The sequence below is a fragment of the Kitasatospora sp. NPDC018619 genome (assembly GCF_044391605.1).
GTDB lineage: Bacteria > Actinomycetota > Actinomycetes > Streptomycetales > Streptomycetaceae > Kitasatospora.
This window is the reverse complement of record NZ_JBISAI010000035.1, coordinates 25,284-51,928: the sequence shown is the minus strand read 5'-3', so window position 1 is coordinate 51,928 and position 26,645 is coordinate 25,284. Positions and strand designations below refer to the sequence as shown.

Sequence of the window (26,645 nt, the reverse complement as noted above, 5' to 3'; positions counted from 1 at the left end):
AGCCCGAGACCGAGGCCATCGAGGATGTCGAGCCCGCGCGCACGGGCGTCGACCGGGTGAGGATGCTGGCACCCGAGGACGTGCCGACACCCACCCCCGCGCTGCCCGCGACGGCACCCACCGAGCAGCACGAGCAGGACGAGTCCGAGGAGCAGGACGGTCAGGGCCGCGAGCGGCTGCGCCAGGCCCCGGCCGGCGGAACCGGCGGCACGACGTACAGCACGACGACCGGGACGACGACCGGCACGACGACCGGGACGACGACCGGCGACGCCTGGGCGCACAACGGCTGGCAGCTGTTCCTGGACGCCAACGGGGCGCCGGGCACGCCGCTCCGCCCCGACCGTACGCCCCGCCCCGGGCCGGGCCCGCAGACCGACCACAACGGGGTCGTGCGGGACCACGACGGCTGGCGGCTGAAGCCGACGGCGATCCCGGGGGCGCCGATCACGGCGTTCCCGGGGGCCTGGCAGCGGCCGGTGGAGGCACCGGAGCGGGTGTACTACCCGGAGCGCTGGAGCGCCGCGACGATCGAGCGGCACGTCCGGACGGCGATGCGGAACAACCCGACCGTCGTGCCGGGGCAGGACGGTCCGGACCGGGCGATCGGCTGGTCCGGGGGCGTGTGGATCGAGGCGGTCCTGGACCCGCAGGGCCAACTGCTGTACCACCGCCCGCTGCCCGACGTTCCCGCCCCTTACACGGCGTGGCAGGAGACGGCCGTGGTCGGCGGGGGGGACCAAGTCGACCTGTTCGGGTACCCCGGCGTACTGCTCCAGCGGGTGCGGTTCGACAGCGGGCAGGACGGCTTCGAGTTCACCGTCCCCTTGCACCTGGAGCCGTCCGCGGGGATGACGCCCGCGGAGCTGGAGGCGGTGCGGCAGCGGGTGCGGGACCTCATGGTCCGGTTCACGGTCGGGCAGCAGGCCGGCGCCGACGACCAACTGGTGAACGTGCGCGTGGAGTTCACCGACGAGGCGGGGGACGCCTGGAGCACGCTCCCGGTCACGCCGGGCATGGCGCCGACCCTGCAGCAGGTGTTGCCGCAGGAGTTCAGGGAGGCGGTGCGGGACCGCGACCTCGAATTCGTGATGGGGACGTACATGCGCCGGGCCCCGGCCGTGCGCGAGGTCCACGTCGGCGGGGACTGGACGGCCGGGCTCAGGTGGGCGTTCACGGCTCGGGCCTGGGACGCCCCCCCGCGCGGTCTGCCCCCGGAGTGGGGCACGGCCGAGGCCCGGTACGCCGCCTACCACGTGTTGCTGACCGGGACGGCCGACGTCGTGGGGGAGGCGACCTCGGACCGTGCGGCTCCCAGGGTCTACCGCGGCGAGTTCGCCGGAGTGCGGCTCAACGTCCGGTACGAGGACGGTGCCATCACCGACGTCTGGGGCGAGCCGCAGCAGAAGCTGCGGCCGCAGCTGACCGCCCCGGTGCCCGAACCCGAGGTGGTCCTGGTCCCCACGAAGGAGATCAGGCCTCCCGAGGACGCGTTCACCCGGTCCGTCACCGCCCGGGACCTGGAATCCTTCGACGCCCGCCGCGTCCGGCTGTCGGACGGGGACACCGAGACGGTGCTGACCGTCCGGGTGTACCTGGCCCTCGAAGCGAATCTGGATCCCGCGGATCCGGCGACCGCCGAGGCCCTGGAAGCCCTCCGGCAGCGGGCCGCGATGGGTATCGACAAGGTCTACAACACCGGGCAGCGGCTGCCCAGCGGCGATCTGCTGCGGGTCGAGGTCGAGTTCGTCTCCACCGCGGCCGCGGCCCACCACTCGGTCACCGTCAGGCAGGTGCAGGACCGGGCGAACCACCGGAACTGGGGCCTGGACGTCGACGCGCGGACGATCGCCCACGAGGTCGGCCACCTGCTCGGCCTGGACGACGAGTACCGGGAGACGGGCTCCTCGCCCCGGCCACTCCACCCGGACGACAACGGGATCATGGGCGGCCTCCAGTTCGACCGGTTCGGGCGCCCCTGGCTGGACATGGACCACCGCCACGGAGGCCCGCTGGCAGTCCCCAGCTCCTACCGGCCGCCGGCCGCCCGCAACCTGCGGCAGCTCGGCGCGGTGGTGGACGAGGCCTTCGGCGAGGAGCGTGGCCCGACGCCCACCGGCGACGAGCCGGCCCGGGCCCGGTTCCGCGAGGAGGTGCGGCGCCGGGCCCTGTACGGCGGTCCGGGCGGGCGCGGGGCCCACCTGGTGCCGCCGCTGGGCGCGGACCGTCCCCGGCCGGAGCGGGTGCCGGGTTCGGAACAGCGCAACGGGACGTTCAAGGTGGTCGGTGGGCCCGCCGACGCGGTGGCCACCCACGTCGGCGACCGGGCCGGCGAACTGCACCGGCCGGTGCGGAGCCGGACGGTGTTCCCCGAGTACTGGACGGCGGACGACGCGGTGTACGCCGCCGAGCAGGCGTACCAGCACGCCCGGCGCACCGGCAAGGTCACCCCGACCGGCCTGTACTCCTACCACTGGGTCGGTGAGTACGGCGGCGTCCGGATCGAGGGCGAGATCCGGGCGGGGGAGTTCATTTCCTTCCGTCCCTCCGACGACCAGAGCGGGCTGGACACCCCGGCGTCCATGCCGTGGCGCCCGACCCGAGGGGCCTTCGGCACCGGGGTCGAGAACCTGGCCCGGTACGGCGACCGGCAGACCCTCACCGGCGTCCACCACGCGCCGACCGAGGCGGCCGCCAAGGCGCACGGCGTCAAGGTGGGCACGGTGCTCGCGGAGAACGACAACGGCACCTACCGGGCCGACGTCTGGTTCCTCGACGCGGCCGTGACCCCCGGCGCCCTGATGGAGAGGTTCCCGTCGCGGTGGTACCAGCACGCGGACGGGGAAACCCACACCTTCTACCCGAGGACGTGGACGCCGAGCGACGTCCTGGCGGCAGTGGCGAAGGCGTACGCGGCGCGGCACACCTCCGAACCGCTGGAGTCCGGCGCCGTGCGCTGGGTGGGCGAGGCGGACGGCGTGCGGATCGAGGGGATCACCCGGGACGGCCGGCACCTGGTGCACCGCCCGACCGCCCAGCAGCCGCTCACCGACTGGTACCGGCCGCCGGCGGCCGTGCCTGCCGGGCCCGCCCTGCGCGGGCGCCGCATCCGGTTCGCGGACGGGCAGGTGGGCATCGAGGTCACGGCGCCGGTACAGCTCCGGGCCGAGGCCGGGGCCACGCCCGAGCAGATCGCGGATCTCCGGTCGAAGGTCCAGCGGGCCGCCGACGCGTTCGTACGGCAGCACCGTTCCGCCGGTGACCCACCGGTCCTGCTGACCCTCGAGTTCGTCGACACGGCGGCGGACGCCCTTCCGGGCGCGGTGGTCCAGGCGGCCTCCGTCACCGACGGCGCCGGGCTGGACGTGCTCCTGCCCGGCGTGGCGGGGGCGCTGACGCCGGGGTTCTCCCAGGCGGTCGCCGCCGCCGCGGGCCCCGCCACGGTCAAGGCCCGACCGCAGCGCCCGTACGGCGGGCGGGCGCTGGTGGAACCGGGGCTGACGGAGCCCGGGGGCCCCGGCACGGGGACCCGCCCGGCCGCCGTCACGGAGCTGACGGGGCAGCAGTGGATGATCGACGCGGCCTTCGCCCCGACGCTCGCGGCGAACGCCGGGCGGGGGCTGCCGTCCGGATGGACGGCGAGCGAGGCCCAGTACGCGGCGGTCCAAGTGGTCACGCGCTGGCGCGGCCCGAAGCGGGAGTACCGCAGGGGCCGGTTCAACGGCGTCCGGATCGAGGTCCGGGTCGTGAACGGGGTGATCGTGGACTTCCGGGGCCTGCCGGCCCGGAACGTTCCGGCACAGTTCAACCGGCCCGTCCCCGAGCCGGACGGCCCGGTCCAGGGCTTCCCGGCCGGGCTGTACCACTCCGCCGAGTCCTTCTCCGAGTCGTCCTCGTCCTCGTCCGCCGTTCAGCCCGGGGTGGTGCCGGACCCGGTGCAGGACCCGGCGACGGGGCTGCTGCCGGGCCACGAATCGGCCGAGGTCACTCTGCGGGACCCGGCACCGCGACGGTTCGAGATCCGGCGCGGCACCGTCGAGGAGGACGGCGAGGAGATCACCGTCCTGGTCCTGCGCGTCCACCTGGACGGCTCCGGCCTGATCGGGCAGTACGCCCCGGCCGGGGTCGCCGCGCTGCGGTCGCGGATCAGGGCCGCCGCCGCGTTGTTCGGCAACGGCAGCAGGCTCCCGGACGGCAGCCTGCTGCGGGTGCGGGTGGAGTTCGTGGACGGCGCGGGCGCCCCGCACCAGACGGTGCGTCTGCACACGGGCAGTGTCGCCCAGGACGACGAGAACTGGCACCTGGAGATCTCCCAGGACGCGCTGGTCCACCAGCTCGGCCGGGCCTTCGGGATCTCCGCCACTGAGTACGCCGACGGCAGCACGACCAGGGTCGTCCCGGCGCCGTCGGTGGACGCCCTACGGGCCCTCGCCGACCTCGCCGACGACGCGCTGGGCCCCCTCGGCTACGACCCCGGAGAGGGCCCGCGGCCCCTGCCCGAGTTCGCCGCCGGCGTCCTGGAAGCCGAACTCGGCCCCGTCGCCGGATCGCGGGGCGGTCACCTGCTGCAGGCCTTCGACGAGGAGGAGGCCGAGCAGTTCGTCCTGGTGCATCGCCATGCCAACGGCACCCTGGTGGTGGACACGCGCGAGGGCCGACGGCGGACCCTCTTCCCCGGCCACTGGACGGTGCACGACGCGCAGTACGCCGTCGAGCAGGCGCTCCACGACGCTTTGGGCAGCAGGACGTTCGAGGAGACCGGGGACGGCTTCCACTGGGTGGGCGAGTACGAGGGCGTCCGGATCGAGGGCAGGGCGAACGCGGACGGGCAGATCACGTCCTTCCGGCCGGCCGGCAACCAGCACGGCCTGGTGGCGCCCGTCCACGCACCCGGGGCCGGCGCGGGCCGGGTTCCGTCGCTCGACGGGGCCGCTCAGCTCCCCGGTGGCCTGCTGAACGCGTTCGAAGAGGAGGCCAGGAGGGACGGCGGCACCGGGATGCCCCGGGAATGGACCCGGGACCAGACCCGCTTCGCCGCCCGGCAGGTCTACGACGCGCTGAACGGGAACACCAGGGGCCGTGTCCGGCACGAGATCGTCACCGGCGAGTACGCCGGTGTCCGGATCAGGCTGCTGATCCGCAACGGCAGGATCGTGGACTACTGGGCCGAGCCCGGGCAGCGCTTCGACGGGATCGGACCGGCCGGCGCGGTGCAGGTGCTGGCCACGGCGGAGGTGCGTCCGCCCTCCCACCGGTTCCTGCGGGGCCTGCAGGCCCAGTTCATCCAGTCGTACGAGGCCCGGCGGGTGGTGTATTCCGACGGGGACACCAGGACCGTCCTGACGGTGCGCCTCCACCTGGAGGCCGACGGGCTGACGGGCAGTCGAGCCGAGGTCGAGCGGGACCTCGACCGCGTGCGGCTCAACGCGGAGGCGGGCGTCCGCGACGTCTTCGGCCGGGGGCTGCGGCTGCCCAACGGCGATCTGCTGGAGGTCGAGGTCCGGTTCGTCGACTGGGAGAGCGCCCACCACGTCATCGACGTACGGTCCTACACCTCCCAGGAGCACGCCCAACACTGGGGCGTGGACACCCACCCGAGGGTGATCGGCCACGAGGTCGGCCACCTGCTGGGCCTGGCCGACGAGTACCGGCGTGGGGGCGAGCCGCGGCCCGTCTACCCGGAGTTCGGTCTGATGACCGCTCCCGGGCGCGACCTCCACGGCCGGGTCTGGTACGACGCCCAACACCCCGTGGACCTGGAGGCCCACAACCCGGACGTGTCGCTCAGGCCGCACAACCTGAACGAGCTCGGTGCGGTCCTCGACCGGGTGTTCGGAACGGTTCCCCGGCCGGTTCCGGCGGGTGAGTTCCCGCTGCGGGCGTCCTTCGGCGAGGACGTGCTGCGGACCGCGCTCTTCGACGGGCCGGACGGCTCAGGCGGACGGCTGACCCCGCCGGTGGAGTCGGGGAGGCGCCGCCTGCCGCGGGTGGGCGGGCAGCACGACAACGGCACCTACCGGGTCGACGCCGGCGAGGCGGCATTGCACCGGTACCGGACGATGTTCCCTGCGCACTGGACGGTCGAGGACGCGGTGTACGCGGCACAGCAGGCCTACCTGCACGCCCGCCGGAACGGCCGGATCAGCGGACGCGGAGCGCTTTCGCAGCACTGGGTCGGCGAGTACGCCGGCGTGCGCATCGAGGGCTCGATCCGGTCCGGGGAGTTCGTCTCCTTCCGCCCTTCCGACAACCAGTCCGAACTCACCGCGACGGTCCCGGAGCCCCCACACCCGACGTCCTTCGGCCACCGGGTCGAGGACCTCAACCGGTACGGGGACCGGCACACCCTCACCGGTTTCCACCAGCGCACCCGGCTCGGCGGGGTGCGCTCCGTGGACCCGGCGGACCACGGTCTGCACCTCGAGCCGGGGCGGCGGGAGCACCCCAACGGCACCTACCGGGCAGCCGTGTACTTCCTGGACCCGACGATCGCGCCGAACTCGCCGCTGAGCGAGTTCCCCTCCCGGTGGCACCGCCCCGCGGACCAGGAGGACCGGACCTTCTACCCCGAGTCCTGGGCGTCCGAGGACATCCTGGAGAGGGTCGACCAGGCCTACCAGGACAGGGTGTTCGAGGAGGTGCTGCCGGACGGCAGCGTGCGGTGGATCGGGACGGCCCGCGGGGTGCGGATCGAGGGCGTCACCCGGGACGACCGGCACCTCGTCCACCGGCCCACCGACTGGCAGCCCTCCCGTCAGGGGGACGGGGCCGCAGGCGCGCTCCCGCTGTGGGAGCGGCCCCTGGCGCAGGGCGACATCGACTACTCCATCGGCTACCGCCGCGTGCGGCCGAGCGGTGACGGCCAACCGGACACCGAGCTGATCGTCCAGGTGCGGAACCACGACGACCTGACCGAAGACGAGCGGAACGACCTCCGGCAACGCGCCGACACCCTGGCCGGGGAGCTGTTCCCGCCCGCGGCGCAGCCCGGGGGCCGGCGTGTCCGGATCAGGCTCCTCTTCGTCCCCCGAGCGATCGATCCGGAGGCGATGCCGCCGGTGGCGTCCTCGTCCCCGGACGGGTTCGAACGGCAGCTGCGGTCGCGACTGCAAGACACCGCGGCGCTGATCGCGGGGCTGCACGGCGCGCCCGTGCCGGAGCCGCCCCTGGTCGCCCCGGTGACCCCGGGCACCGGCGACCGCCCGCGGACGCGCACCCGTCAGGAGGACCTGGAAGCGGCGGGCATCGACGCGCCGGCCCTCGCTCCCGGTCTTGCCGGCCGCCGGGGCGCGGGACTGCCCCCCGAGTGGACGGTCGCCGAGGGCGGGTACGCGGCGCGCATGGTCGCGCGGCAGCACCTGACCGAGCTGGGGACCACCGGAACGGGGACGGTCACCGGGCGGTTCGCCGGTGTCGAACTCCAGGTGAGGCTGGTGAACGGGCAGATCACCGGTTTCGAGGGCACTCCGGGCCAGACCTTCGCGGACCAGCGCCGACGGCGCCCCGCCGGTCAGCCGCGGCCGACCCTCATGGCGCTGCACCCGGCCACGGGGCAGCAGCCCGTGGAGACCGGGGACGGAGAGCCGTACACGCCCGTCGACCAGTCGCAGTCGCAGTCGCAGTCGCAGTCGCAGCCGCCTGCCGCGCGTCCCGTCGCCGAGCCGGTTCGGACCGCCCCCGCCCCCGCGACCGTCCCTGCGGCCCGGCCGGCCACCGAGGCCGACCAGGCGCCGGCGGTCGACGTGCGGTCGGCGCTGCCCCCGGCGGCGTTCGGCGCGGTGCCGCCCACCCCGGTCGCACCGACCGGCGGCACCACCGACGGCGACCCGGCCCGCACCTCCGCCTCGGCGGCGGCGCCCGCCGTGCCGGTGGTTCCCGGCGGGCCGTCTCCGTGGCCCGCGCTGGGAGGCCTCCAGTTCGACGGGACCAGCCTCGTCGGCCGCCCCTCGTACGCGGCTTCGGTCGTCCGGGCCGAGGTGTCGCGGGACGCGCCGGTGCCCAGGATCCCCTGGGACACCGTCCGCGAACTGCTCAACCGTGCCTACCGTCAGAAGCGCGGTCAACTGCTGCCGATGCTGCGGGACTGGCTGGCCTCCGAGCATGTGGCGGAGGATCTGCTGGCCGAGGCGGACGCGTTGCTGGCGGCCGTGCCGCAGGAGCGGTTCGCCGACCTCCCGCACGAGGAGGACGCCCGTCTGCTGCTCCGGGCCGGGTACCTCCTCTACAACTCCTCGCTGAACCCGCCGGAGGACGCCACCGCGGAGGAGCTGGCTTCGGCCGACCTGGCCGCCGCCCTGGTCGACCTGCTGGCCCCGCTCCGCTCGCCCGCGCCGGACCTGGCCGCGATCGAGCAGGCTCTGGACGGTCTGCGGGACTCCGTGTCCGCCCTGCCGAACCCGACCGGGGCCACCGCGGAGGCGGTGCGGGACATCCTGGTCAGGATCACGGACACGCGGACGCGGATCACCGCGGCCACCCCGCTGCCCGAGGCCAACTCCCTGGTGAACGAGATGGTCGACCGGCTGATCGGTCAGGACGTTCGCCGTCTGCTGGGCGTGCCCACGGGCGAGGGTGACCGCGAGTTCCTGGCCGGCCAGATCTTCCACGCCGCCCATGTCGCCCGCGACGAGTGCTTCGAGGTGGGGACCGTGCGAAATGCCCTGCGCGGCCTGTAGGAAGGCCCGCACCGCGGACGGTGCGGGCCCGGTCGGGACGGGCGGGTGCCACGCGGGCGCCCGCCCCCGAGCGGGGCCGCCCGACGGTGGCCCGAGGGCCGGCGCCGTCAGCCGGCGGCGGCCGTCCGGAGGTCCTCCAGGAAGCCTGCGGCCGCGCGGGCGTTGGGCACCGGGAAGGTGAGCGGGAGGCCGGCCGAGTGCGTCCGGATCTCCAGCTCACCGAGGCCGGACGCCCGGGCCGAGTGCAGCTCCGTCCAGCGGTAGGCCTCCGTCGCGGCGAGCGGGTGCGGCGGCCGGTGCACCAGCCCGCCGGACGTCACCGTCAGCCGGCCCCGCCCGAACCGAACGCTCCCCTCGGTGCGCAGCGTCTCGTGCAGGGCGGCCCGGAGCCCGGGGGAGAGGCGCTCCTCCAGCTCCCGGAAGAGGGCGCCCAGCCCGCGCAGGTGTGCCAGCACCAGCGGCTCGTCGGCGCCCGCCGGCCATATTCGCCCGTGCTCGTGCGGCCCGCGCGGCCCGCCCGGGGCGTACTCGGTGGCCTCCATCGCGTGCCAGGGCAGCGGCTCCTCACCGCCCTCCGCCGAGACCAGCACGAGGCCGCCCCGGTGGACCCGCACCGAGCGCGGCCCGGGCGCGGGCCGGAGCCGCTCGTACCCGCTCACCGCCACCACTGCCGCGGCGGCCAGCACCGGCGCGGGCCACCACTCGCCGAGGACCAGGCAGACCGTCAGGGAGACGGCCACCCCGCAGGAGTGCAGCCACACCCTGGCCGGCCGGGACAGCTGCCGGAACCGCCGGTGCACCCGCACCACCGGGCCCAGCGGCCCGGGAGGACCGGCCGGGCCGGTCTGACCGGCGGACCGCACCCGCGTCGGAGACCACGTCACCGCCATGTCGGCCCCCCTTTCACTCGGCGGACTCCCCGATCGGAACCGCTCCTGTCGAATCCCCAGCATCGACTGCTCGCCGCCTGTGGCAACAGTGCCAATCGGCACCTTTTGGCCTGAATCGACCCCACCATCATCGCGCCCCGGCCGAGGCCCGCCGCCGCGGGGGTGGGTACGAAGCAGGCAGCCGCCTGCCGGGCCGGGCGCCGGCGCGACCGCCCCACCGAACTCCTTCCGCTCCACCGGCCCCGGCGAGGACCGCACACCCGGGATCGACCACGCCTCACGCCCGACGACAGTGCCGATCGGCAGAGCGGCCGGCCCTCACCCCGCGGCCGCCGCGCACCCGTTCTGCAGCCCGCGCAGCAGCGCCGTGCCCGCCGGATCCACCGACCGCCGCGTGTTGCCCAGCACCACCGCGCCCACCTGTTTCTCCGGGTCGAAGGCCACGAACGAACGGAAGCCGCCCGTCCCCCCGTTGTGCCAGATCTGGAGGTGCCCGCCCTGCTGGGCGTGCAGCCGGTGCCCGAGCCAGCCCAGGTGCGCCCAGGCGGAGGGGTTGACCCGGTGGCGGGTCTCCCGGGTGAGGGCGATCGCGGGTGACAGCGGCGCCCGGGGCTCCCGCTCGGCGGCCAGTTGGGCCCGCAGGAACGCCACCAGGTCGGCGGCGGTCGACCGCAGCCCGCCCATGCCGGGCAGGTCCCCGAACGTCCAGTGCGGGACCGGCCGGCCGCCCGCCGTGTGGCCGTGCGCCAGCCGTGCGGACCTCTCCCCGCCCGGCCGCACGCAGGTGTCCACCAGGCCCAGCGGCGCGCACACCTCGCGGGCCACCAGCTCCTCGTACCCGGTGCCGGACCGCTGTGCGAGGGCCAGGCCGAGCAGCCCGGCGCCGAGGTTGGAGTAGCGGAAGCCGTGCCCGGGCGCCGCCCGCAGCCGGGTCCGCGCGAGCCCGTCGAGCACCCGCTCGGCGGTGCAGTCCGCGTACGGGTCCGGCGGGTTGGGCGACAGCAGCGACTTCGCCGCCATCCCCCGCGGCAGCCGCGGGAGCCCCGAGGTGTGGGTGGCGAGGTGTCGCAGGGTGATCGGCTGCGGGCCCCTGGCCGGCACGGCGGCACGGGCGCCGGAGGCCCGGGTGAGCACGGCGGCGAGCGGTTCGTCCAGCCGGACGGTGCCGTCGAGCGCCAGCCGCGCGAGCACGAGCGAGGTGAACACCTTGGTGACGGAGCCCACGTCGAACAGCGTGTGCGGCCCCGGTGTCCCGCCGCCCGGGCCGGTCCGCCCGACGCCGCGGATCTCCGCGTCGCCGCCGGCCAGTCCGGCGACCACCGCCCCGACGTGCCGGCCCGCGAGCCGGTCGGCGGTCTGCTGCACGAGCCTGGCGAGTTCGTTCATGTCCGTGAGCCTAGGGCGTGTCTGACAATTCTCGCCGGGTGCGCGGCGAATTGTCAGACACGCCCTCGGCGCCCCCCAGAAGCCGGATCGTCCACCCGGAAAAGGATTTCGCCCCCCGCCGGTGCTCCTCCGGGTGTACGGCCCCCTCAGCCCTCCGGCGGTTCCAGCGCCGCCCGCAGCCGGGCCGCGACCTCCGCCGCCCCCGCCTCGTCCGGGTACCGCCGGCGCGGCCAGAAGAACCCGCGCAGCCCGTCCTTCGGGTTGCGCGGCACCACGTGGACGTGCAGGTGCGGCACCGACTGGCTGATCCGGTTGTTCGCGGCCACGAAGCTGCCCGCCGCGCCCAACCCGCGCTCGACGGCCGCCGCCACCCGCTGCACCCGCAGGAAGAACGGGCCGACCTCGGCCGGCGGCAGGTCGGCGAGCGTCGGGTGGTGGGCGCGCGGCACGACCAGCACGTGCCCGGGGAACAGCGGCCGGCGGTCCAGGAAGGCCACGGCCGCTTCGTCGTCCAGCACCCGGTGCGCCGGTTCCGCGCCCGACACCACCGCGCAGAAGACGCAGTCCATCCCTCCATTCAAGCGACCGGCCGTCGTCCCGGCACCTTCGCGACCCCCCTGCGGGCCCGGCTTCACCCGTCCGGCCGTCGCCCGGATACACGGCGGGCCGGGCACCGGGCGCACGGCCCGCCCGTCGGCCGCCGGGCCCCGCACCGGAGCCCCGTACCCGGGCCGACGCCGCCCGCCCGCCTCACTCGTACCGGTACAGCAGCGCCTCCCGCTCGTACTGCTCGATCATCTCGACGGTCAGCGACTCGTCCCGCAGGTGCGACAGCGTGATCTCCGCCGAGCTCGGCTGGGCGTCCTTCGCGAGCCAGTTCTCCGGCTTCCAGGCCGAGGCGCGCAGGAGGGACTTCGGGCAGTGCCCGTACACCTCCTCGACGGCGACGACGATCGCGCTGCGCGGCGGCTTGCCGACGGCGGTGAGCCGGCGCAGCAGCTCCGGGTCGGTGGAGACGCAGGCCCGCCCGTTGACCCGCAGGGTGGTGTCCCGGCCGGGGACGACGAAGAGCAGCCCGACCCGGCCGGTCTCCAGGATGTTGTGCAGGGTGTCCAGGCGCTTGTTGCCGGTGGCGTCCGGTATGGCCAGGGTGTGCTCGTCGAGCACCGAGGCCAGGCCGGCCGGTCCGCCGCGCGGGGAGACGTCGCAGCGCCCGGCGGCGTCCGCGCTGGCCACGAAGACCAGCGGGGAGCAGGCGATCAGGCGGCGGGCGACCTCGTGCAGGTGGTCGACCTGCTTGCGGCGCGCCTGGTCGCCGGGCTGCTCGTAGACCTCGCGCAGCTGGGCGGGGTCGCTGAGCGCGCCCGCGCGGAGGGCGTCGAACAGGCTGCCCGGCCGGGCCCGTCCGGTGGTTGACGGGACAACAGATTCCGGTGTGGTCGTCATACCGGGAATGTAGCCCAGGCCGCTCGGCGGGCCCGTGGCCCGCGCCCCTCCCGGCTCGCCGGGAAATCCTCGCTGCACCCCTCCCCACCAGCACTCTTCCGCTCATAATGGGGCCAGGGAGCAGTGCGGGGGCGCGGGCCAGCCAGAGCCGGAGGTGGTGGTCGTGATCGTCAGAATCTGGGCCGGACAGGTCCTGGCAGGTCGCGTCGAGGAGTTCTGCGCCCATCTGGTCGCCCAGGTGATCCCGCAGCTCGGGCGGACCGAGGGCTGCCTCGGCGGTGAGCTGCTGCGCTCGGTGTCCGAGGACGGGCACCGGGTGCTGGTGCTGAGCCGCTGGCGCGACGAGGAGGCCCTGCGCGGGTACGCGGGGCCGATGTGGCGGATCCGGCCGGTGTGGTCGGAGGGCGAGCTGAGGTACCTCGCCCACCCGCCGGAGGTCACCCACTTCACGTCGGTCAGCGCCCCGGCGGCCCGCTGAGGGGCGCGCGGCCCCGGGAACGCGCGGGTAGCACCCGGCCGCGCATTCCCCGCAAGGCCGTGAAACAGGCCACAGCCGGAGGCACTCCCTGGCCTTGCGCCGACCGTGGCACAATGACGGCATCAAGCAGTGACGTTCAGCGCACTCCGGGGTCGGTGAAAATCCGAACCGGCGGTTACAGTCCGCGACCCGTCCGCAGCCAGCGGGCGGTTGACCAGGTGAAATTCCTGGACCGACGGTTAAAGTCCGGATGGGAGGCGTGCGCGGGCGGACGAAGAGCAGTACCCGTGGGTCCCGTGGCAGGGCAGACGCCTCCCGGGCCCCGGTCAGGTGAACGACGGGAGCGGTGTCTCCCGTGCCGGGCGGGCGACCTCCCGGCGGCCCCGGCATCCCCGGCGACGGGTGTGCTCCCGGTCCGTGCACCGGTGCCCGTCCGTGTCATCTCCCATGCCGCCCCGGAGTCCGCGCCCCAAGCGCGAGGAGAACCCGGGTGTTCACCGGCATCATCGAAGAGCTCGGCGAGGTCGTGTCGATCGAGGAGATCGGCGACTCCTCGCGGATCCGCCTGCGCGGCCCGGTGGTCTGTACGGGTGCCCGGCACGGCGACTCCATCGCGGTCAACGGCGTGTGCCTGACCGTCGTCGACAGTACGGCGGAACTGGCCGCCGGCACCGGTGAGTTCAGTGCCGACGTGATGGCCGAGACGCTGCACCGCTCCAGCCTCGGCGAGCTGGTGCCCGGCTCCCGGGTCAACCTGGAACGCGCCATGGCGCTCGGTGCCCGGCTGGGCGGCCACCTCGTCCAGGGCCACGTCGACGCCACCGGGCGGCTGTTGGGCCGGGAGCCCGGCGAGCGCGACGCGGCGGGCGACCTGCGCTGGGAGGTGCTGCGGTTCTCGCTGCCCGACACCATCTCCCGCTACCTGGTGGAGAAGGGCTCGATCACGGTCGACGGCGTCAGCCTCACCGTGGTGGAGGCCGCCCGGGACAGCTTCACCGTCAGCCTCATCCCGGCCACCCTGGCGCTGACCACGCTCGGTGCCAAGGCCGTCGGGGAGAGCGTCAACCTGGAGGTGGACGTGCTCGCGAAGTACGTCGAGCGCCTCCTGGAGTCCCGCACCCTGCCGAACCTCCCGAACCTCCCGACCCCGGCCGACCCGTCCACCCCGACCGCCGTGCCGGTCGACGGCACCCCGGGGGAGTCCGCATGAGCTGGCTCAGCGGCGAGGCGTTCACCGTCCTCGGCGAACACGTGAAGTGGGCCGACATGATCGGCAACGTCCTCGGCCTCGGCGGCCTCGCCCTCGGCTGGCGCCGCTCGGTGTGGAGCTGGCCGGTCCAGCTGCTGTCCGGCGCGGTGCTGATCGCCGCCTACCTCGGCGGCCACGTCCCCGGCCTGATCGGCAAGCAGCTGATCGTCATCGCCACCGCCTCCTGGGGCTGGGCGCAGTGGCGGCGGGGCCGCCGGGACGGCGGCACGATCGCCGTGCGGTTCGCGCGTCTGCGCGAGCGGGCCGCGCTGGTCGCGGGCACCGCGGTCGGCACGGTCGGCCTGGCGCTGCTCTTCACGTCCTTCCCCAGCCTGTCCTGGAGCCCCTGGTCGGACGCCTACATCTTCGTCGGCACGCTCGCCGCGATGGTCGCCCAGGCCCGCGGCTGGGTGGAGTTCTGGTTCGCCTGGATCGCGGTGGACGCGGTCGGCGTGCCGTTCGCCTTCAACAGCGGCTACACCTTCTCCGGCCTCACCTACTCCGTCTACTTCGTCCTGGTGCTGCTCGGGCTGCGTTCCTGGTGGCTGAGCACCCGTGAGTCGCGCGCCAAGTCCGCCACCGTCCCGCAGGGAGCCACGGTATGACCGAGAACCAGACCCGCCTCGGCGCGAGCGAGGACCCGGAGCCCGTCCTCGACCCGGTCGAGCGGGCGATCGCCGACATCGCCCAGGGCCGTGCCGTGGTCGTCGTCGACGACGAGGACCGCGAGAACGAGGGCGACATCGTCTTCGCCGCGTCCGCCGCGACCCCCGAGCTGATGGCCTTCACCATCCGCTACAGCTCCGGCGTGATCTGCGCCCCGATGACCGGCGAGGAGCTCGACCGCCTCAAGCTCCCGCCGATGACCCAGGTCAACGAGGACCGCAAGGGCACCGCGTACACCGTCTCGGTGGACGCCCGGGAGGGGGTCGACACCGGCATCTCCGCCGCCGACCGCGCCCGCACCGTACGGCTGCTCTCCTCGCCCGGCACCGAGCCGGGCGACCTCACCCGCCCCGGGCACGTCTTCCCGCTGCGCGCCGTCGAGGGCGGCGTGCTGGTCCGCCCCGGCCACACCGAGGCCGCCGTCGACCTGGCCCGGCTCGCCGGGCTGCCGCCGGCCGGCGCGATCGCCGAGGTGGTCAACGACGACGGCACCATGGCCCGGCTGCCCGAGCTGCTGGCCTTCGCCCGCGAGCACGGCCTGGCGATCATCTCCATTGAGGACCTGATCGCCTACCGCCGCCGCACCGAGCTGCACGTCGACCGCGCGGCCGTCACCGCCCTGCCCACGGCGCACGGGGAGTTCACCGCCGTCGGCTACCGGGGCACCATCGACGGCGTCGAGCACCTCGCGCTGGTGGCCGGCGGCCTGGACGCGCAGGGCCGGCTGCCGGAGGGCGAGGACGTCCTGGTGCGGGTCCACTCCGAGTGCCTGACCGGTGACGTCTTCGGCTCGCTGCGCTGCGACTGCGGCCCGCAGCTGGAGGCCTCGCTGCGGAGGGTCGTCGAGGCCGGGCGCGGCGTGGTGCTGTACCTGCGCGGCCACGAGGGGCGCGGCATCGGCCTGGCCCACAAGCTGCGCGCGTACGAGCTCCAGGAGCGGGGACGGGACACCGTCGACGCCAACCTGGACCTCGGCCTGCCCGCCGACGCCCGCGACTACAGCATCGCGGCCCAGATGCTGGCGGACCTCGGCGTCCGCTCGCTCACCCTGCTCACCAACAACCCGCGCAAGCTGACCGCGCTCACCGAGTACGGGCTCAAGGTCAAGGGGCGCGAAGCGGTCGAGGTCGCGCCGAGTGAGCACAACCTGCGCTACCTGCGCACCAAGCGCGACCGGATGGGCCACGACCTGCCCGGTCTCGGCTCCTGAACCCCGTGCGCCCCACCCCGGGAACGCACCCCCGACACCAGCGGAGGAAGACGACATGAGCGGCCACGGAGCCCCCGAGCTGACCATCGACGGCGCCGCCGACCTCAGGGTCGCCGTCGTCGCCGCCCAGTGGCACGACACGGTGATGAACGGCCTGCTGGACGGCGCCGACCGCGCCCTCAAGGAGCTGGGCGTCGCCGAACCGACGGTGCTGCGGGTGCCCGGCACCTTCGAACTGCCGGTCGCCGCCAAGCGGCTCGCCGAGCGCGGCTACGACGCCGTGGTGGCCCTCGGCGTGGTGATCCGGGGCGGCACCCCGCACTTCGACTACGTCTGCCAGGCGGCCGCCGCCGGCCTGACCCAGGTCAGCGTGGACACCGGAGTCCCGGTCGGCTTCGGCGTCCTGACCTGCGACAACGAGGAGCAGGCGATCGACCGGGCGGGCCTGCCGGGCTCCGCCGAGGACAAGGGCCACGAGGCCGTCACCGCCGCCGTCGCCACCGCCGCGGTGCTGCGCGCCGCACTCTGACGGCGCCCGCCCGCCCCGGAGCGTGGCGGTCCACCGCACTGTCCACGCTCCGGGACCGTTTACCGTCCGTGCGCCCGCACGCCGTAAGGTGGCCCCATCATGGCTTCGAAGACATTCGAGGAGCTCTTCGCCGAGCTCCAGCAGAAGGCCGCCACCGGCGACCCCTCGTCCTCCCGTACCGCGCAGCTCGTCCAGCAGGGCGTCCATGCGATCGGCAAGAAGGTCGTCGAGGAGGCCGCCGAGGTCTGGATGGCCGCCGAGTTCCAGTCGGACGAGCAGACGGCGGAGGAGGTCTCCCAGCTCCTCTACCACCTCCAGGTGATGATGATCGCCCGGGGGCTGACCCTCGACGACGTCTACAAGTACCTCTAGACACCCCGCCGAGTACGTCCGGATCTGCCCGGCCGAGTACCGCCGGGCACCCCGCTCCACCGAGCACCCCGTCCTCCCAACAGGTAAGGAAGCAACCTCCCATGCTGCGCATCGCCGTCCCCAACAAGGGTTCGCTCTCGGGTCCCGCGGCGGAGATGCTCCATGAGGCCGGCTACCGCCAGCGGAAGGACCCCAAGGAGCTCGTCCTCGTCGACCCGAACAACGAGGTGGAGTTCTTCTTCCTCCGCCCGCGCGACATCGCGGTGTACGTCGGCTCCGGGCGCCTGGACGTCGGCATCACCGGCCGCGACCTGCTGCTGGACTCGCACTCCAACGCCGAGGAGGTGCTCGCCCTCGGCTTCGCCGGGTCGACCTTCCGCTTCGCGCGCCCCGAGGGCGTGCAGGTCGAGGACGTCAAGGGCCTGGAGGGCCTGCGGATCGCCACCTCGTACACCGGCCTGGTCGAGCAGCACCTGGCCGACCACGGTGTGAAGGCGACGGTCACCAAGCTGGACGGCGCGGTCGAGACCGCGGTGCAGCTGGGCGTCGCCGACGTGATCGCCGACGTGGTGGAGACCGGCACCAGCCTGCGCAACGCCGGCCTGGAGGTGTTCGGCGAGCCGATCCTGGTCTCCGACGCCGTGGTGATCCGGCCCAAGGGCGCCGGCGAGGACGCACGGGTGGAGCAGTTCCTGCGCCGCCTCCAGGGCGTCCTGGTGGCCCGCCGCTACGTGCTGATGGACTACGACATCCGGGCCGAGAAGGTCGGCGCGGCCGTCGCGCTCACCCCGGGCCTGGAGTCGCCGACCGTCTCGCCGCTGCACACCGAGGGATGGGTCGCGGTGCGGTCGATGGTGCTCCGCAAGGAGGCCCAGCAGATCATGGACGACCTCTGGGGCATCGGCGCCCGGGCGATCCTGGTCACCAACATCCACGCCTGCCGCCTCTGACCCGCCCGGCCGCCCGGAGGTTCGCCCGCCCGGGTGACCTGCCGCTCCGCGCGCGAGTAAAGAACGGTTCAATGGGGCGGGGACGACCGTGTCCCCGCCCCTCGTGCTGCCGCAACAGAGCCACCCCCGGAGACCCCACGTGTCCACGCCACCCGTCCAGTTCCCCGTCACCTGGGCGCCGCGCCGCACCCGCGCCGTGCTGCTGCCGGTCTGCGTGCTGCTGGTGGTGCTGTTCTCCACGATGGCCGTGCTGCTCCCGGAGAACTGGCAGCTCAACGACCGGATCATGATGACGGCCAGCGGCGTCCTGTTCGCCGGTGTCGGGCTGATGCTGGCCCGCCCCAAGGTGAGCGCCGACGAGCAGGGCGTGACGGTGGTCAACTTCGTCCGCCGCCGCCGGCTGGCCTGGGCCGAGATCGTCCGGGTCAACTTCCGCCAGGGCGATCCGTGGGCCACCCTCGACCTCGCCGACGGCACTTCGCTCGCCGCGGTCGGCATCCAGTCCGGCGTCGGCAGGGACCAGGCGATCGCGGACGCCCGCGCGCTGCGCGACCTCGTCGAGCAGCACGCCGCGGCCTGAGCCCGGACCGGCTCCCGCCTGCGGGTTCCCGGCCCCGGGGGGTCGACGGGACCACTCACCTCCGGCCGGGTATGGTCTACGCTGGTAAAAGCAGGGCAAAGTTCGCCCTGCCCGAAATCGAGTGCCCGTACCCCGACCTGAGGAGTGACACTCCCCCTCGATGGACGATCCGTCCGGTAGTACCTGCGCCGCCTCGCTTCCCGTCCCCGGAAGGCAGGCGGCACTGTGATCACCGCCTGGCTGCTGCTGCTCGCGGCCGTTCTCCTGATCCTCGCCAACGGCCTCTTCGTGGCCGCGGAGTTCGCCTTCGTGACCGTCGAGCGCGGTGAGGTGGAACGCTCCGCCGGGGCGGGCGACGCCAAGTCCCGCCGCGTCGCCGGGGCGTTGCGGCACCTCTCCTTCGAGCTCTCCGGCGCCCAGCTCGGCATCACCGTCACCTCGCTGGTGGTCGGCATGCTCGCCGAGCCGGCCCTGTCCACCCTGCTCTCGCCCGTGATGTCGGGCGTCGGCGTGCCCGACTCGGCCGCCCGCGGCGTCGCCGTGGTCGTCGGCATGGTGCTGGCCACCGTCGTCCAGATGGTGATCGGCGAGCTGGTGCCGAAGAACTGGGCGATCTCCCGCCCGCTCCAGGTGGCCCGCGCGGTGGCCGCCCCGCACATGGCCTTCTCCCTGGTCTGCCGCCCGCTGATCAGCTTCCTCAACGGCTCCGCCGACCGGACCGTCCGGGCCTTCGGCATCGAGCCGCAGGAGGAGCTCGGGCACGCCCGCACCCCGGACGAGCTGGTCTCGCTGGCCCGCCACTCGGCCAAGGCCGGGGCGATAGACGAGGAGTCGGCGACGCTGTTCGTCCGCACCCTGGCCCTGAGCGAGCTGACCGCCGAGTCCGTGATGACCCCGCGGGTCGACGTCGCCGCGCTCCAGCGCGACGCCACCGCCTCCGACGTCATCAACCTCACCCGGGCCACCGGCCTGTCCCGTTTCCCGGTCTACACCGACAGCCTGGACGAGGTCACCGGCATCGTCACGCTCAAGGACGCCCTGGCCGTCCCGGCCGACCGGCGCGGCCGGGTGCGGGTCGGCGAGCTGTCCTCGGCGCCGCTGCTGGTGCCCGAGACGCTGCCCGCCGAGCGGCTGCTCGACCGGCTGCGCCGCCTCCAGCCGATGGCCATCGTGGTCGACGAGTACGGCGGCACCGCCGGCGTCGTCACCGTCGAGGACATCGTCGAGGAGATCGTCGGCGAGGTGCAGGACGAGCACGACCCCGAGGACCACCCGGAACTGCTCCCGCTGCCCCCGGTGGACGGCCTGCCGGTCTGGGAGGCCGACGGCCGCACCCGGATCGACCAGCTGGAGCGGATCGGCCTGAACGCCCCGGACGGCCCGTACGAGACCCTGGCCGGGCTGGTCGCCGACCTGCTCGGCAAGCTCCCCGAGGTGGGCGAGCAGACCGGGCTGCCCGGCTGGCGGTTCACCGTGACGGGTGTCGACCGCCACCGCACCACCGAGGTCAGGCTGGAGCGCACCAGCGCGCCCGCGCACTTCGACGAGGACCGGGAGGAAGGCCGATGACCGCCCTGCAACTGGCCGTCGCGCTGCTGCTCCTGCTCGGCAACGCCTTCTTCGTCGGCGCCGAGTTCGCCGTGGTGTCGGTGCGGCGCAGCCAGATCGAGCCGCTCGCCGAGGCCGGGCACAAGCGCGCCCGCACCGTGCTGCACGCGCTGTCCAACGTCTCCGCGATGCTGGCCGCCGCCCAGCTCGGCATCACCGTCTGCTCGCTGGGCCTCGGTGCCCTCGCCGAGCCCACCATCGCCTCCCTGCTGGAGGGCCCGTTCCACGCGGTCGGCGTCCCGTCCGGCCTGATGCACCCGCTCTCGTACGGCATCTCGCTCGCCGTCGTGGTCTTCCTGCACATGGTGATGGGCGAGATGGTGCCGAAGAACATGGCCATGGCCGGCCCGGAGCGGGCCGCGCTCTGGCTCGGCCCGCCGCTGGACCGGCTGGCCCGCTGGCTCGCCCCGGTGATCCGGGTGCTGAACGCCTTCGCCAACGGCGTCCTGCGGCTGTTCCGGGTGGAGGCCAAGGACGAGGTCGAGTCGGTGTTCACCACCGAGCAGCTGATGTACCTGCTGGCGGACTCCCGGGACGCCGGGCTGCTCGACGAGAGCCGCCAGGAGCGCCTGGAGGACGCCCTGGAGCTGGGCCGCCGCCCGGTCACCGAGGTGCTGCTCAAGCCCGAGCAGCTGGTCACCGTGGACACCAAGGCGACCGCCGCCGAGGTCGAGGCGCTCGCGCTGCGCACCGGCTTCTCGCGCTTCCCGGTCACCGACGGCGACCCGGCCGGCCACGGCTACCTCGGCTACGTCCACCTCAAGGACATCCTCGACGTGGAGGACGCCTCGGCGCCCGTCCCGGCCCGCCTGTGGCGGCCGATCACGGTGCTGCGCGGCAGCCTCCCGCTGGACGACGCGCTCGGCGCGATGCGCAGGGCGGCGTGCCACCTGGCCGCGGTGCTGGACCAGAACGGGCGCACGCTCGGCGTGGTCATGCTGGAGGACGTGCTGGAGGAGCTGGTCGGCGAGATGCACGACCCGGACCACCGCGCCGCCGCCTGAGCGCCCCGATGGGCCCGGCCGTCCTGACGGCCCGGATCCGCCCACGGCGGTTCTGCTGAGAGCAGCGGGCCGTTCCCATCCGACCGCCCCCGGGGGAGGGTGGTCGGCATGAGACTTCTGCTGCTGGGTGGAACCGGGTTCGTCGGACGGGTGGTCGCCGAGGAGGCGCTGGCCAGGGGCTGGGAGGTGACGGCCCTCAACCGCGGCACCCGGCCCGGGCCCCCGGGCGTCCGGGTGCTGCGGGGCGACCGCACGGCCGGGGGCGGCCTCGCGGCGCTGGCCACGGGGGAGTGGGACTCGGTGGTGGACACCTGGTCCTGGGCCCCGGCGGCGGTGCGCGACAGCGCCCGGCTGCTCGACGGCCGGGTCGGCCACTACGCCTACGTCTCCAGCGCCTCGGTGTACGCGTGGCCGAAGGCACCCGGCGCCGACGAGTCCGCCGAGGTCGTCGACGGCGATCCGGACGAGGCCGGCGAGGTCGGCTACGCCGAGACCAAGCGCGGCGCCGAGCTGGCCCTGGAGGCGGTGTTCGGCGGCAGCGCGCTCCTCGCCCGCGCCGGGCTGGTCCTCGGCCCGCACGAGAACATCGGCCGGCTGCCCTGGTGGCTGAACCGGATCGCCCGGGGCGGCCCGGTGCTCGCCCCGGGCCCGGAGGGCACGCCGCTGCAGTACATCGACGCCCGCGACCTCGCGAGCTGGATGCTGGACGCCACCGCCGCCCGGCTCTCCGGCGCGTACAACGTGGTCAGCCCGGTCGGCCACGCCACCACCGGGAGCCTGCTGCGGGCCTGCGTACGGGCCACCGGCTCGGACGCCGAGCTCCGCTGGACGGATCCGGAGCGGATCGCCGCGGCCGGGATCGCGTCGTGGACCGAGCTGCCGGTCTGGGCCGCGCCCGGCGAACTGTACGACTACCTGCACACCGCCTCGGTCGCCCGCGCGGTGGCCGACGGGCTGCGCTGCCGCCCGGTCGAGGAGACGGTGGCGGACACCTGGGCCTGGCTGCGGGGGATCGGCGGCCGGGCCCCGCGGCGCGAGGACCGGCCGGCCCCGGGGCTCGACCCCGAGCGCGAGGCCGAGGTGCTGCGGGGCTGAGGCGCTGCGGGGCGGGCGGCCGCGGCGGCTCAGCCGCGGCCGTCGATCAGCTCCCCGTACGCCTGGACCAGGTCCGGCAGCCGCAGGGTGGCCAGGTCCTCCCGGCCCGGCGGCTCGCGCAGCAGCGACAGCCGCAGGTCCCGGTAGGCGCAGGACTTCTCGTACAGGGTGCGGATGAACCGGCCGTTGCCCAGCTCGTCGATCCAGCCCTCGCGGACGACGTGGGTGCAGATGCTCGCCAGCTCCTCGGCGGCGTCCTCGTCCCAGCCGTCGCCGTCCCGGCCGGCCAGCGCGGCGCCGATCGCGGTCAGCTCGCCGGGGCGGTAGCTGGGGAAGTCGACCCGGGTGGTGAAGCGGGAGTTGAGGCCGGGGTTGGTGGCGAGCAGCCGGTTCATCCCCTCGGGGTAGCCGGCCAGGATCACCACCAGGCGGTCCCGGTTGTCCTCGGCGCGCTTGAGCAGCACCTGGAGCGCCTCGTCGCCGTACGCGTCGCCCTTGGTGTAGCCGGAGTTGGAGAGGCTGTACGCCTCGTCGATGAACAGCACGCCGTCCAGCGCGGAGTCGATCAGCTCGTTCGCCTTCACGGCGGTCTGGCCGAGGAACTCGCCGACCAGGTCCGCCCGTTGGGCCTCCACCAGGTGGTCGCCGGAGAGCAGGCCGAGGGCGTGGAAGACCCGGCCGAGGATCCGGGCCACGGTGGTCTTGCCGGTGCCCGAGGGGCCGGAGAAGACGAAGTGGCGCTTCGGCGGCTGGACGGGCAGGCCCTGCTCGGCCCGCAGCCGCGACATTCTCAACTGGGCGGACAGCGCCCGCACCTGGCGCTTGACCGGCTCCAGGCCGACCATCAGCGAGAGCTCGGCCAGGGCCGCGTCCAGCTCCCGCTCGTCGCCGTCGCAGCGGGGCCCCGGCGCGGTGGCCGCCCGGGGCTTCGCCCGGCCGGCGGCGGCCGGCGGGGGTACGGCGGGGCCGGTCGGCGCGCCGGAGCCGGAGCGCTCCCCGGCGGCCTGCGGCGCGCCGTCCAGCAGCGCGCCGCCGACCGGGGGGCCGTCCGCCAGCCCGGCGTCCACCAGGTCGGCGTCCACCAGGTCGGCGTCCACGAGCCCGGCGTCCGCCGGGGCCCCGCCGGTCGAGGGCAGCCCGCCGTCCGCGCCGGTCCCCACCGCACTGTTGGCCATTCCGTCACCGGAGACGGTCGCGCCGCTCGGCCCGCCCGCGTCGCCGAACTCCCCGCCGTACCCGGGCAGTCCGGCGAACCCGGCCTCGTCCGGGTAGCCCGGGTCCAGGCCGGGCCCGCCCGGTGCGGCGGGATCGGCCGCCCCGGGGCGCCCGCCGGCCGACAGCCCGTCCGGGAGGCCGTCGGTGAGCCCGTCCGCGAGGCCGTCCTCGGCCGAGATCGCCGCCAGCCGCGCCGCGGTGTCCATGAAGGCCGGGTCCGCCCGGTGCACCGCCCGGTAGAGCGGCAGCGCCGCGGCACTGCGCCCGGCCCCCTCGTAGGCCCGGGCCAGCCAGTACCGCAGCTCCTTGCGCTGCGGCTGCTCGGAGCGGCAGCGGGCCAGCGCGGCGGCCAGCGGGGCCTGGGCCTGGGCGCACATGTCGAGGCGCACCCGGGCCATGCCGGCGAACAGGCCGGCCTCGATGCCGAGCAGCGGGTCGTCCAGCAGCCGGTCGGTGTCCCGGATCAGCTGCTCCCAGTCCTTGAGCAGGTAGGACCGGCAGGCGTACAGGAAGCGGGCGGACGGGTCCTCGCCGGGGGCCGGGCACTGCTCCAACGCCCGGTCCAGCTCGGCCAGGTGGCGGCCGTCCAGCCAGTGCGAGGCGTGCGCCAGTGCGAGGTCGCGGGCGTCCTCCAGCACCGGCTGCACCCACCAGCCCAGCCAGTACCAGGAACTGAGCGGGCGTCGGTGCAGCCGCCGCTGCTCGCCGAACCGCTTCTGGTGGCGGTACATGGCCAGCAGTGCGGCCGAGGTGTCGCTGCGCAGCGCGTGCAGTCCGAGCCAGGCGTCGGCCATGCCCGGGTCCAGCCGGACGGCGGCCCGGAACTCCTCCTCGGCGCGGGTGTACGCACCGGCCGTGTAGGCGTCCATGGCACGCTGCCAGGCGCGGTCGGCGAGCCGGTCCGGCCCGCCCGCCGTGCTGTCGGAACTGTCCACCGTCGTCACTCACGCCCCCCGCGGTGCGGCCCGGGGCTCGGCCGGCGAGTAGCCGGCGCCCAGCCTGGCCGGTGGTCGTCGACCCCCTGCGGCGCATGTGCGCCTGCCAGGAATCGTACCGGCGCGGGGCTGATCCGGAAGGGTGCCGTACAGGGTCAAATGTCACTGCGCGAGCGGCCGTTGAGCGGCCGGGCGGGGAAACGGACGCCGGAGGAGCGAGTTTCGGAAACGGACCGGACGGCGTCCCCGGCTCACGGGGGAACAAGCCGGGGGCGCCGGGTCCGATGCGGCCGGAAGGAGTGGTTCCGGCGGCTGAGGAGAACCTAGGTCCTGGCGATGTCGCAGGTCAAGGCGGTGGTTGAAGATTCACCGACGGTGGTCGGGAGGATCCGGCCGGTCACTCCGTCGACCCGCGTCGCGGCGTGGGGGCGGCTCGGATCGGCGGCGAAATGCGCCGATTCGGCCCGGGCCCAGCCCTCCCAGAACTCGGCCAGTTCCGGCCCGTCCCGCTCCTGTCCGCGCCGCCGGGCCGAGACGGCGTCCAGCTCCATCCAGACCACCCGGGCCAGCCACGGCCGCACCGCCCGCCGCCCGGCGCCGACCCCCTCCACCAGCACCACCGGCGCGCTCGGCACCCGGGCGGTGCCCGCGAAGCGGCGCAGCGTCCAGTCGTACACCCGGTACTCGGCATCCCGCCCGGCCGCCAGCGGCTCCAGCACCTGCTCGCGCAGCCGTTCCGTCCACCCGAAGGGCTCCCGGTGGGTGGCCAGGTCGTCGAGGTGGACCACCGGGGCGCCGCCGAGCGCCGCCGCCAGCCGCCCGGCGAAGGTGGTCTTGCCGGAGCCGGCGTGCCCGTCCACCGCGACCAGCCGCACCGGCCCGCAGGAGGGTGCCAGGGTGCGCAACTCCGCGGCGAGCGCGGTCAGCCGGCCGTCCGCGGCGGGCCGGGAACGGGGCGGAGAAGGTTCGGATGCAGCCACAACGTCAACCCTACGGTGCCGTAGCCCGCCACTGCGTCCAGTTCATCTGTGCAGGTCGTGACGGCAGCGCGGGATTGGGGCATACTCGCCTTCGCCACGACTGTGAACGGCCGTTCACCGCAACCCGGTGCCGGTCGGTCCGACCAGCCGCACCACGCCGGACCGCCCGACACCTCGGCCCGGCGTCCGATCGAGGAGGCGACCGCCGCCATGACCCCCTCCCCCGCGAAAGCCGTGGAGCGCCAGCTGCCCAGCGAGGAGGCCCGCGAGCTGCTGAGCCTCACCAGGGACCTGGTCCAGCGCGAGCTCCGGCCGCGCGCGGCGGAGGACGAGGCCGCCGGCCGCTTCCCGCGGGAGGTCTTCCGCACCCTCGGCGAGGCCGGCCTGCTCTCCCTCCCGTACGACGAGGAGTACGGCGGCGGCGCACAGCCCTACGAGGTGTACCTCCAGGTGCTGGAGGAGCTCGCGGCCGGCTGGCTGGCGGTCGGCCTCGGTGTCAGCGTGCACACCCTGTCCTGCCACGCCCTGGCCACCTTCGGCACCGACGAGCAGCGCGGCACGTGGCTGCCCGCGATGCTCTCCGGCGAGCAGCTCGGCGCCTACTGCCTCTCCGAGCCGCAGTCCGGCTCCGACGCGGCCGCGCTGCGCACCCGCGCCGACCTCGACGGCGAGGCGTACGTGGTGAACGGCACCAAGGCCTGGATCACCCACGGCGGCCAGGCCGACTTCTACAGCGCCCTGGTGCGCACCGGCGTCGACGGCCCCAAGGGCATCAGCTGCCTGCTGGTACCCGGCACCCAGCAGGGCCTGTCCGCCGCCCCGCCGGAGCACAAGATGGGCATGTGGTCCTCGCCGACCGCGCAGCTGCACTTCGACGGCGCCCGGGTGCCCCGCGAGCGGTTGATCGGCGAGGAGGGGCAGGGGTTCCAGATCGCGCTCGCCGCGCTGGACTCCGGCCGCCTCGGCATCGCCGCCTGCGCCGTCGGCGTCGCCCAGGCCGCGCTCGACCTCGCGGTCGACTACGCCCGCACCCGGCGCCAGTTCGGCCGCCCGATCGCCGACTTCCAGGGCCTGTCCTTCATGCTCGCCGACATGGCCACCCAGATCGAGGCCGGCCGCTCGCTCTACCTGGCGGCGGCCCGGCTGCGGGACGCCGGCCGGCCGTTCTCCAAGGAGGCGGCGATGGCCAAGCTGTTCTGCACCGACACGGTGATGCGGGTGACCACCGACGCCGTCCAGGTGCTCGGCGGCTACGGCTACACCCAGGACTTCCCGGCCGAGCGCTACATGCGCGAGGCCAAGGTGCTGCAGATCGTCGAGGGCACCAACCAGATCCAGCGCCTGGTGATCGGCCGCCACCTCACGAAGGCCTGACGA

At 74.6% G+C, this 26,645-nt stretch carries 19 protein-coding genes and 1 riboswitch; of the genes, 13 read left to right on the top strand and 6 right to left on the bottom strand.

The annotated features are described in order from the left end of the window. The first annotated feature begins 62 nt into the window (after positions 1-62). Entirely contained in the window at positions 63-8,675 is an 8,613-nt protein-coding gene (locus ACH5AR_RS33000) for an EndoU domain-containing protein (protein ID WP_396305207.1), read from the top strand. Positions 8,676-8,782: 107 nt separating this feature from the next. Here the strand turns inward: ACH5AR_RS33000 and ACH5AR_RS32995 are convergent, their stop codons facing one another. The 4 genes from ACH5AR_RS32995 to ACH5AR_RS32980 form a co-directional block, all read right to left on the bottom strand. Further along, a complete protein-coding gene (locus ACH5AR_RS32995) occupies positions 8,783-9,565 on the bottom strand; it encodes a hypothetical protein (RefSeq protein ID WP_396305206.1) in 783 nt (260 codons plus the stop codon). A gap of 318 nt (positions 9,566-9,883) precedes the next feature. Further along, positions 9,884-10,951 (bottom strand): serine hydrolase domain-containing protein, encoded by a 1,068-nt coding sequence (locus ACH5AR_RS32990; RefSeq protein WP_396305205.1) that lies wholly within the window; start codon positions 10,949-10,951, stop codon positions 9,884-9,886. Positions 10,952-11,097: 146 nt separating this feature from the next. Further along, the gene (locus ACH5AR_RS32985) at positions 11,098-11,520 is read right to left on the bottom strand and encodes an HIT family protein (RefSeq protein ID WP_396305204.1); all 423 of its coding nucleotides are present in this window, start codon (positions 11,518-11,520) and stop codon (positions 11,098-11,100) included. A 181-nt stretch (positions 11,521-11,701) separates the two neighbouring features. Next, the gene (locus ACH5AR_RS32980; RefSeq protein ID WP_396305203.1) at positions 11,702-12,397 is read right to left on the bottom strand and encodes an MSMEG_1061 family FMN-dependent PPOX-type flavoprotein; all 696 of its coding nucleotides are present in this window, start codon (positions 12,395-12,397) and stop codon (positions 11,702-11,704) included. A 163-nt stretch (positions 12,398-12,560) separates the two neighbouring features. Here ACH5AR_RS32980 and ACH5AR_RS32975 point away from each other — a divergent pair, with 163 nt between their 5' ends. From ACH5AR_RS32975 to ACH5AR_RS32925, 11 genes are all read left to right on the top strand, one after another. After that, positions 12,561-12,875 (top strand): antibiotic biosynthesis monooxygenase family protein, encoded by a 315-nt coding sequence (locus ACH5AR_RS32975; RefSeq protein WP_396305202.1) that lies wholly within the window; start codon positions 12,561-12,563, stop codon positions 12,873-12,875. A 138-nt stretch (positions 12,876-13,013) separates the two neighbouring features. Further along, positions 13,014-13,141: riboswitch (FMN riboswitch) on the top strand. A gap of 224 nt (positions 13,142-13,365) precedes the next feature. Then, positions 13,366-14,085, top strand: a complete 720-nt coding sequence (locus tag ACH5AR_RS32970; RefSeq protein WP_396305201.1) for a riboflavin synthase — start codon at positions 13,366-13,368, stop codon at positions 14,083-14,085. Next, complete coding sequence (locus ACH5AR_RS32965; RefSeq protein ID WP_396305200.1) at positions 14,082-14,729, top strand: nicotinamide riboside transporter PnuC; 648 nt, start codon at positions 14,082-14,084, stop codon at positions 14,727-14,729. Before ACH5AR_RS32970 ends, ACH5AR_RS32965 begins: the two co-directional genes overlap by 4 nt. Then, positions 14,726-16,000, top strand: a complete 1,275-nt coding sequence (locus tag ACH5AR_RS32960; protein WP_396305199.1) for a bifunctional 3,4-dihydroxy-2-butanone-4-phosphate synthase/GTP cyclohydrolase II — start codon at positions 14,726-14,728, stop codon at positions 15,998-16,000. The genes ACH5AR_RS32965 and ACH5AR_RS32960 overlap by 4 nt, the downstream gene beginning before the upstream one ends. Positions 16,001-16,055: 55 nt before the next feature. Further along, a complete protein-coding gene (ribH, locus tag ACH5AR_RS32955; protein WP_396305198.1) occupies positions 16,056-16,529 on the top strand; it encodes a 6,7-dimethyl-8-ribityllumazine synthase in 474 nt (157 codons plus the stop codon). Positions 16,530-16,628: 99 nt separating this feature from the next. Continuing rightward, the gene (locus ACH5AR_RS32950) at positions 16,629-16,901 is read left to right on the top strand and encodes a phosphoribosyl-ATP diphosphatase (protein ID WP_030242547.1); all 273 of its coding nucleotides are present in this window, start codon (positions 16,629-16,631) and stop codon (positions 16,899-16,901) included. Between the two features lie 101 nt (positions 16,902-17,002). Then, positions 17,003-17,851: an ATP phosphoribosyltransferase gene (gene hisG / locus ACH5AR_RS32945; RefSeq protein ID WP_396305197.1), complete on the top strand. Its 849-nt coding sequence runs from the start codon at positions 17,003-17,005 to the stop codon at positions 17,849-17,851. 139 nt (positions 17,852-17,990) lie between these two features. Further along, positions 17,991-18,431, top strand: a complete 441-nt coding sequence (locus ACH5AR_RS32940; protein WP_396305196.1) for a PH domain-containing protein — start codon at positions 17,991-17,993, stop codon at positions 18,429-18,431. A 225-nt stretch (positions 18,432-18,656) separates the two neighbouring features. Then, positions 18,657-20,000: a hemolysin family protein gene (locus ACH5AR_RS32935; RefSeq protein ID WP_396305195.1), complete on the top strand. Its 1,344-nt coding sequence runs from the start codon at positions 18,657-18,659 to the stop codon at positions 19,998-20,000. Then, entirely contained in the window at positions 19,997-21,043 is a 1,047-nt protein-coding gene (locus ACH5AR_RS32930) for a hemolysin family protein (RefSeq protein WP_396305194.1), read from the top strand. Before ACH5AR_RS32935 ends, ACH5AR_RS32930 begins: the two co-directional genes overlap by 4 nt. 108 nt (positions 21,044-21,151) lie before the next feature. Beyond that, a complete protein-coding gene (locus tag ACH5AR_RS32925) occupies positions 21,152-22,138 on the top strand; it encodes an NAD-dependent epimerase/dehydratase family protein (RefSeq protein ID WP_396305193.1) in 987 nt (328 codons plus the stop codon). 29 nt (positions 22,139-22,167) lie between these two features. Here the strand turns inward: ACH5AR_RS32925 and ACH5AR_RS32920 are convergent, their stop codons facing one another. Then, a complete protein-coding gene (locus tag ACH5AR_RS32920; protein WP_396305210.1) occupies positions 22,168-24,222 on the bottom strand; it encodes an AAA family ATPase in 2,055 nt (684 codons plus the stop codon). A 389-nt stretch (positions 24,223-24,611) separates the two neighbouring features. Further along, a complete protein-coding gene (locus tag ACH5AR_RS32915; RefSeq protein WP_396305192.1) occupies positions 24,612-25,268 on the bottom strand; it encodes a uridine kinase in 657 nt (218 codons plus the stop codon). Positions 25,269-25,478: 210 nt separating this feature from the next. Between ACH5AR_RS32915 and ACH5AR_RS32910 the strand changes: the two genes are divergently transcribed. After that, positions 25,479-26,642 carry an acyl-CoA dehydrogenase family protein gene (locus ACH5AR_RS32910; RefSeq protein WP_396305191.1) on the top strand — a complete coding sequence of 388 codons (1,164 nt, stop codon included), beginning with the start codon at positions 25,479-25,481 and terminating at the stop codon, positions 26,640-26,642. Positions 26,643-26,645 lie beyond the last annotated feature (3 nt).